At 46.7% G+C, this 7048-nt stretch carries 9 protein-coding genes and 1 pseudogene; 3 read left to right on the top strand and 7 right to left on the bottom strand.

Annotated elements, in window-relative coordinates; genetic code table 11:
• Positions 1 to 59: 59 nt before the first annotated feature.
• From DXB63_RS14090 to DXB63_RS14060, 7 genes and pseudogenes are all read right to left on the bottom strand, one after another.
• A pseudogene (locus tag DXB63_RS14090) lies at positions 60 to 1973 on the bottom strand (TraG family conjugative transposon ATPase); the annotation flags it as partial.
• On the bottom strand, positions 1970 to 2296 hold the full coding sequence (locus DXB63_RS14085) for a DUF4133 domain-containing protein (protein ID WP_032529744.1): 327 nt from the start codon (positions 2294 to 2296) through the stop codon (positions 1970 to 1972). The gene DXB63_RS14085 and the pseudogene DXB63_RS14090, both read right to left, overlap by 4 nt.
• 11 nt (positions 2297 to 2307) lie before the next feature.
• On the bottom strand, positions 2308 to 2604 hold the full coding sequence (locus DXB63_RS14080; RefSeq protein WP_007216059.1) for a DUF4134 domain-containing protein: 297 nt from the start codon (positions 2602 to 2604) through the stop codon (positions 2308 to 2310).
• 165 nt (positions 2605 to 2769) lie between these two features.
• Positions 2770 to 3450 (bottom strand): hypothetical protein, encoded by a 681-nt coding sequence (locus DXB63_RS14075; protein ID WP_122127043.1) that lies wholly within the window; start codon positions 3448 to 3450, stop codon positions 2770 to 2772.
• 1 nt (position 3451) lies between these two features.
• A complete protein-coding gene (locus DXB63_RS14070) occupies positions 3452 to 3910 on the bottom strand; it encodes a DUF3408 domain-containing protein (RefSeq protein ID WP_007216061.1) in 459 nt (152 codons plus the stop codon).
• 4 nt (positions 3911 to 3914) lie between these two features.
• On the bottom strand, positions 3915 to 4676 hold the full coding sequence (locus DXB63_RS14065; protein ID WP_122127042.1) for a ParA family protein: 762 nt from the start codon (positions 4674 to 4676) through the stop codon (positions 3915 to 3917).
• Positions 4673 to 5026: a hypothetical protein gene (locus tag DXB63_RS14060; protein ID WP_122127041.1), complete on the bottom strand. Its 354-nt coding sequence runs from the start codon at positions 5024 to 5026 to the stop codon at positions 4673 to 4675. The genes DXB63_RS14065 and DXB63_RS14060 overlap by 4 nt, the downstream gene beginning before the upstream one ends.
• A gap of 70 nt (positions 5027 to 5096) precedes the next feature.
• Here DXB63_RS14060 and DXB63_RS14055 point away from each other — a divergent pair, with 70 nt between their 5' ends.
• Genes DXB63_RS14055 through mobB form a run of 3 tightly spaced genes read left to right on the top strand, consistent with a single transcriptional unit; the run spans position 5097 to position 7046 of the window.
• Positions 5097 to 5366 (top strand): hypothetical protein, encoded by a 270-nt coding sequence (locus tag DXB63_RS14055; protein ID WP_122369099.1) that lies wholly within the window; start codon positions 5097 to 5099, stop codon positions 5364 to 5366.
• 19 nt (positions 5367 to 5385) lie between these two features.
• Positions 5386 to 5823 carry a conjugal transfer protein MobA gene (gene mobA, locus DXB63_RS14050; RefSeq protein ID WP_044301308.1) on the top strand — a complete coding sequence of 146 codons (438 nt, stop codon included), beginning with the start codon at positions 5386 to 5388 and terminating at the stop codon, positions 5821 to 5823.
• Complete coding sequence (gene mobB / locus DXB63_RS14045; protein ID WP_122127040.1) at positions 5808 to 7046, top strand: conjugal transfer protein MobB; 1239 nt, start codon at positions 5808 to 5810, stop codon at positions 7044 to 7046. The genes mobA and mobB overlap by 16 nt, the downstream gene beginning before the upstream one ends.
• The last annotated feature ends 2 nt before the right edge of the window (positions 7047 to 7048 follow it).

The following is a 7048-nucleotide window of genomic DNA, read 5'->3' as shown; positions in this document are numbered from 1 at the left end:
AACACTTACCTAATCTCTTGCTAAAGAGACGTTTGTTATGCCGCCTTGACGGGCGCACCTTTGATATTATCCAACTCAAAGACAATAAAGCGTTTATGCAGCAAGTCAAGCTCTTTGTCAGAGTTCAGCAGGTAGTCGTATTCGCCCCCTTTGTAGTAAGGTTCTAATACATTCAGGAAATTGTCTATATCGAAATCCTTTTCCCGGACGTTCTTTTCTTGCAGGTGCGCCCGGTAGTCATTTTTCACATACTCGTAGAATGTATTGAAGCAGGGAGTAACCAAACTGTCCTTAGTAATCAGTTCGATATAGGAACTAACCGCATTTGACAAAGCCACTTCTTCCGCCCGTGTGGGTGCTTCATCATCCCTTTTCCACAGGGTCAGGATAAGCGTTTTGATACTCTCTTTCTTTTCAATATCGAATACCCCATCTTCAACATAGAAAGGATTAAACGCTATCGGGTTTTCAGTGGTATAGGTAAAATATATCCCATCTTCCCCGTGCGTTTTCCGGTTAATCATTTCACATAGACCCAAGTAACTGTTTCCGGTATCAACCAGTAGGACGTGCGCATTTTGTTCGTAATACTGGCGCACCATGTGATTGGTAAAAAATGACTTGCCGCTACCACTCGGCCCAAGTATGAACTTGTTGCGATTGGTAATGATACCTTTTTTCATGGGTAGGTCTGAAATATCAATGTGCAACGGCTTTCCTGTGACCCTATCCACCATCTTGATACCAAAGGGGGAAAGCGAACTTTTGTAGTTCGTTTCTTCGGTGAACAGGCAAAGAGCCTGTTCGATGAATGTATAGAAACTTTCTTCCGCCGGGAAATCCGCCTGATTGCCGGGTATTCCCGCCCAAAACAAGGTCGGCGTGTCGGTGGTGTTGTGGCGTGGCTTGCACTCCATAAGTGCGAGCTGTGACCCCACATCATTTTTAATGTGTTTGAGTTCGTCCCGGTCGTCACTCCAAGCCATGATATTACAATGGCATCGCACGGAGATAAGCCCCTGTGAATGTGCTTCGTTCAAATATTCCTCAATCCAAGACTTGTTAATCTGATTGGCACGGCTGTATTTGGAAAGGGAGTGCATATTGCGAGCCATCTTTTCAAACTGTTTCAGGTTCTCCGTATGGTCGTCAATGAAGATGTACTGGTTATATATATGGTTACAGGAAAGCAACACGCCCACCGGAGAAGCAAAAGATAACCTGCAATCGCTCCGGTCGGTGGATAGCTTTTCATAGCGGGTATCTGTTCCCACCTTGCCCGGCATATCTTCCGCATCCGAAAGGGTATGCAAACAAAGAATATCATCGCCAATCTTCATTTCGTCAGCCCCCAGTGAAATATCTTTCAGTGTGGTGGTATCGGTCTGTGAGAGTGAAAAGTATTTTTCCACGATACCCGCCGCTTCCCTTGTCCCGGTGATTTCGTCCGAAGTCAGGCGGGTAAGGGTAATGAAACCGCTATCGTTCATAATGCTTTCAAACTGCCCCACCGCTTCGAGGAACTTTGTAACCGTTTCCTTGTCCTTTATCTCTTTGGGGACAAGGAAGCCCCGGCAAAGGGTGGAGAAATTACTCTGCATCCGGCTGCGTTCCTTTGTGGTTTTCGTCAGAAACAAATAGCAGGTATGGTTTAAGAACGGTCGTTCATTGAAATGCCGTTCAAAGGAACGGGAAAGGAAACTCAAATCATCCTTTTGGATGTCAGGCGCATAGTTTTCTTTGATGAACCAGTCCTGTTTATGAACGATGCTGTAATCGGGCAGCACCTTTACCGCCTTGTTCCAAGCGGAATGTATCGCTTCGTATTCGGCTGCCGTGACGGTGAACAGTTCCGGCAGTTCCACCCGGAACGCCACCGTTATGTCGGCGTCTTTGGAAACGATGCACCCGTTTTCCACCGTGAACAGTGGAAACTTGTTTTCCAGCGTAGTAGCTTTTAATATATTTCTCATTTCGATGCTTGTTTTAAATGGAATAATCGGGATATGGCTTTTCGGTTGATGATATGGAAAGGGTGGCTTTTGCGTGCGGACAATTTCATTAACCCGTGTGTCCCGTACTTTTCGTTTAACCGGAATGTGAGCCATACAAGCAACGTTGCCGAAGTAACGCCGAAGATGATGCACACCCACTGGTTAATGCCTACCATGTACATGATGATGAAAAGCACGAACAGGGCTAACAGCCCGCCCGCAAAAATGAAAAGATACTGACTTTTCAACCCTTTAAACTCAACTGGCTTGCCTATCCCCCTGTTAATCGGATAGTCTGCCATAGTCCATTTCTTTAGAGGAAGAATGAACGTAGGATAGTGGCAGCGACAATCAAAAAGATACAAGCACCAAACCAAGAAGCCGCCGTTTTACTGGTGTCAGGGTCGCCCGAAGAAAACTTGCCATAGACTTTCACGCCGCCAATCAAGCCCACCACCGCACCGATGGCGTAAATTAATTTTGTCGCCGGGTCGAAATAGGATGTTACCATGTTGGTAGCTTCCGTAATACCCGCCATGCCGTTACCTTGTGCAAAAGCAGAGGATGCAGCCAATAGAGCGACTGCCGAAAAGAGAACTTTCTTTTTCATTATAAATACATTGATTTTTAAATTGCCGGGCGGTTGGATAGTCCGCCCGGCGGAGTGATTAATAATTGATTTTTTGTGGTTGTGGGGAGTGTTCCCCAGTGTTCAGAAAGGTTTGTCTTAACCGTAATCTCTTTGTTTCATCATCTTATTATTTAAAGTTTACCATTAAAGAAAATCGTTCATGTCAAAGTCTGCCATTTCATTACTTACGGCAGCCGGGACAGTGGCGGGCACGGGTATCTCATGCTTTTGTAAAAGTTCCGCCACCCGTGACCTGCCCCCGTTAATCTGCTCCACCAGCGAATGAAACAGGTTTGTTTCCGTCCGGCAGATGGTTTGTACCGCTTGCCGTTCTTCCGTTTCGGATGCTTGTTTTATCTGAATGACCTGAACCATTTGCGCCAGTTCCCCCAGTGTGATACCTTGCGCCATTTCCGGTTCACCCTCACCCATGTAACAGGCGATTTCTTCCGCTTCGATTTCATCCGCCGAAACGTCCGTTTCTTCCGTATTTTCCGTTTCAAATTCCATTTCAAATTCGGTTTCAATCGCTTGCGCAGCAGGTGTTTCAGTTACCGTTTCATCGCTTTGCGGGACAAATATAGAAGCATTATCCACCCCTTTTGAAAGGTGTCCTAAGATGTCCCCGTTTGTCCTCATTTGTCCCATCCGGTAACGGCTTGCACCTACAAGACAATCACCGTTTCCGGCTTTCACGGTCGGTTTGCTTTCCGGTTGTTCCGGCTGCTTTTTCCCACCCGTGAACCATGTTCCCAAGCTATCCCTGTATCGCCATAAGAGAACGGCGTAATACAGAAGTGTTCCGATAATAAACCATTTCAACATATCAGAACGGCTTTTCAAATTTGCTTTCGTACAGTTCGTTTATCTCGTCCTGAAACTGGTCGAAATGCCGGAGCAGGATATTTTCTACATAGCTGCTCACGGTTGCCTTGCGTCCGCCGATAACAGTTACTATCTTCATTAGCTTTTCGTGTGTGGTACGGCTGACATATAACGGTTGGCGGTCGGTCAAGTCCACCCGCATGAAATAGGTTTCCCGGTAGTCGCCCGGAGTGTTCTTTTTCCGGCGGGCAGGTTCTTTCACCGCCTTTTCTTCCTTTGGTTCTGCCTTGATTTCCGGTTTATCTGCCGTTTCCACAGTACCCGTTTTATCGTCCGGTTTATCCGGTGTTTCCACCGCCACCGATGGCATTTCCTGTTTTTTCACGGGCAAGCCCTGTGAAATAATCTCTTTCATAAAATCCTCGTCAATTTGCGGTTTCCCGCCGCTTTGCTTTGCCATATCGTTACAGTTTTATAAGGTATGCGATTTCGGTTATCAGTTCTTCCATGTTGCTGCCCTTTACCAGCCGTTTGTCCGCCGGGAACAGCGTAGAACGGAACACGGTTTTACGTTGTGCGTCCAGTTCCTTTTTAAACCTTTTGGTGTCCGGGATAAATACTTTCATAAGGGCTAATTCCAGTTCCCCGATGGTCTGTTCATACAGGGTGTACAGGTCTGTTTTTTCCCGCCCATCTACCATGTTCCAAAACAGGTGCAGCCCTTTCAGTCGGCACGCTTCATTCCTTACCAGCAGTTTGTCGATAGCCACCGCAAAGGAAAGGCTGCTTTCCAATACCACCCGGTCGGCGGCTATGGGAGTGAAAATGTAGTCCACCCCTGAAAGCGAATTGATAACACCCTCACTGTTCACCGTTCCGGGCAGGTCGAAAAAGACCACATCATAATCCGACCCGGCAGACGCAAGAAATTCATCCGCCGTTTTTATCGCTTCGTCCGGCGAACTGCATAAGACCGGGTACGCTTTCTTTCCCAGCGTCTTGAACTGGTGAAAGGCAAGCTGTTTGTAGTAATCGTCACCGTTTACTTGTTCGGCATCCCGTTTGCGCATGGCGGAAATAGAATGCTGCGGGTAATCGCAATCCACGACCGCCACGTTATACCCTTTGAGGTAATACAGGTAACTTGCCACCAAGACGGTGAACGTTGTTTTGCCGACCCCGCCCTTTTGGGTGGAGAAAGCCACATACAAGGTTTCTTTCTTCATTGTAATAATTCTTTTTTGTGATACATCTTTATTTCATTCCATCCGTACAGATTGACGGATGGTTTTCTTTCGTTCCATGTTGAAAGCTCGAAAGCCGGAATGATTGCTTCCTTTCTACAAAGACAGCCTGTTTTCTTTCTTGCTTTTTTGTTTTCATTCATTCCACAAAGACAGCTTGTTTTCTTTGCAGACAGTTTGCTTTCCCGATTGAATGACCGTTTCCTTTCAATCATTCCATCCGGTTTGCTTTCCTGCTTTCTTGAAAGATTGCAATCTTGAAATCTTGTTTTCAAGTTTTCAAAACCGCTTTCTTTCCGTCCGCTTTCCGTTACATATTTCCATCTATCCATATTGCTATCTTTCTTGAAATCCGGGACAAATAAACGTAGAAAAACAACCCCTTTCGAGATGTGTCCTCAAATGTCCCCGTTTGTCCTCATTTGTCCTATAACCCGCTATTTCACAGCATTTTTAATACCTGTTACTTTGCAACCGAAAGGTATCGGTCAGGCTAACCAAGCCCCCGGTGTCGGGAGCGTTCCAATCTCCGCTAACTCCAATCCGTCCGTAGGCGGATTTTTATTTGCACTGGCAAATAGCAAGGTGTGTTCTAAGCAGCTTGAAATTCTTTCAGCAGCTTTGAACGCCTTGCCCGGACGAAGCCGGGATAGGGTCACTCCGAAGTCGTAACCCTTTAAAGAAATGTAGCATGAAACAGAAAAATGAAAATGCGTCCCGTCCGGGTGGCGCAGGACGAAAGCCCAAAGCAGACCCGGCAGTGTTCCGGTACTCTATCAGCTTCAATGCGATAGACCACGCCCGCTTTTTGGCATTGTTCGACCAGTCGGGTATGCGCACCAAAGCGCATTTTATCACCGCCCGCATCTTTGGCGAACCGTTCAAAGTGATTAAAATCGACAAGGCGGCGGTAGAATATTATACCCGGCTGACCGCTTTATATTCCCAGTACAGGGGTATAGCCGTGAATTATAATCAGGTGGTAAAGGCTCTCAATACCAATTTTTCGGAGAAGAAAGCACTCGCTTTTCTCTATAAACTGGAAAAGGCAACGATAGAACTTGCCGACCTGAACCGCCAAATTATTGAACTGACCCGTGAGTTTGAAACAAGATGGTTGCAAAGATAAGCGTAGGCAGTTCCCTGTTCGGTGCGCTTTCCTACAACCAAAACAAGGTGGATGAAGAACAGGGAAAGGTACTTTTAAGTAACCGTATGTTTGAAAGCGAGGACGGAAATTTCAGCATCCGGCGATGTATGGAATGTTTCGATATGCACCTGCCCGCAGACCTGAAAACGGAAAAACCGATTATCCATATCTCCCTGAACCCGCACCCTGACGATGTACTTTCAGACAGCCAGCTTGCGGATATAGCCAAAGAGTATATGGATAAGTTGGGGTACGGCAACCAGCCGTATATGGTTTACAAGCACGAAGATATTGCAAGGCATCATATACATATAGTTTCCATCCGGGTGGATGAAACGGGCAAAAAGATAAACGACAAGTTCGAGCATATCCGCAGCAAACAAATCACCCGTGAACTGGAACAGAAGTACGGTCTGCATCCGGCGGAAAAGAAACAGGCTGCCGACCGCCCCGAACTTAAAAAGGTGGACTACCGGGCAGGGGACGTAAAGCACCAGTTAGCCAATACGGTGAAAGCCCTTGCCAGCAGCTACCGTTTCCAAAGTTTCACGGAATACAAAGCGTTGCTATCTATATATAATGTACAGGCGGAAGAAGTGAAAGGGGAAGTGAACGGTAAACCCTATAACGGCATTGTCTATTCGGCTACCAATGATAACGGCGAGAAACAGGGAAACCCGTTCAAATCTTCCTCTTTGGGTAAGTCGGTAGGTTACGAAGCCATCCAGCGACACATCAAGAAATCCGCAAAGGACATTCAGGACAAGAACCTGAAAGAGCGTACCCGCCGGACGGTCGGCGCAGTGATGAAATCCGCCCATAGCCGGGAACAGCTTATTACGGAATTGAAAGCGAAAGGCATAGATGTTCTTTTCCGGCAGAACGATACAGGCAGGATATACGGTGTAACATTCATCGACCACGAAAACCGTACCGTCCTGAACGGTTCACGGTTGGGAAAGGACTTTTCCGCCAATGTGTTCAATGACCTGTTTTCCGGCTCCCGTACTTTGACGGGAAACAGTAAACAGGAAACGCAGGAACAAAAACCGGAATATAACCCGACCGGACACCTTGAAAATACAGGAAAAGCCATTGCGGGACTGTTCAGCCTGTTATCCGATGGGGACGATACGCCACCCGACAACAGCCAAGTTCCACCACCCAAGAAGAAAAAGAAGAAGAAACAAAGACGTATTTAATA

Origin of the sequence: Bacteroides sp. OM05-12 (genome assembly GCF_003438995.1) — a bacterium.
Classification (GTDB): domain Bacteria; phylum Bacteroidota; class Bacteroidia; order Bacteroidales; family Bacteroidaceae; genus Bacteroides.
This window is presented reverse-complemented; position numbering and strand designations above follow the sequence as displayed.

What these genes read in the sequence shown, in the direction of transcription:
- DXB63_RS14085 (WP_032529744.1), bottom strand. Translation starts at nt 2,296, where the DNA reads ATGGCAGACTATCCGATTAACAGGGGGATAGGCAAGCCAGTTGAGTTT.
- DXB63_RS14080 (WP_007216059.1), bottom strand. Translation starts at nt 2,604, where the DNA reads ATGAAAAAGAAAGTTCTCTTTTCGGCAGTCGCTCTATTGGCTGCATCC.
- DXB63_RS14075 (WP_122127043.1), bottom strand. Translation starts at nt 3,450, where the DNA reads ATGTTGAAATGGTTTATTATCGGAACACTTCTGTATTACGCCGTTCTC.
- DXB63_RS14070 (WP_007216061.1), bottom strand. Translation starts at nt 3,910, where the DNA reads ATGGCAAAGCAAAGCGGCGGGAAACCGCAAATTGACGAGGATTTTATG.
- DXB63_RS14065 (WP_122127042.1), bottom strand. Translation starts at nt 4,676, where the DNA reads ATGAAGAAAGAAACCTTGTATGTGGCTTTCTCCACCCAAAAGGGCGGG.
- DXB63_RS14060 (WP_122127041.1), bottom strand. Translation starts at nt 5,026, where the DNA reads ATGGATAGATGGAAATATGTAACGGAAAGCGGACGGAAAGAAAGCGGT.
- DXB63_RS14055 (WP_122369099.1), top strand. Translation starts at nt 5,097, where the DNA reads ATGTCCCCGTTTGTCCTCATTTGTCCTATAACCCGCTATTTCACAGCA.
- mobA (WP_044301308.1), top strand. Translation starts at nt 5,386, where the DNA reads ATGAAACAGAAAAATGAAAATGCGTCCCGTCCGGGTGGCGCAGGACGA.
- mobB (WP_122127040.1), top strand. Translation starts at nt 5,808, where the DNA reads ATGGTTGCAAAGATAAGCGTAGGCAGTTCCCTGTTCGGTGCGCTTTCC.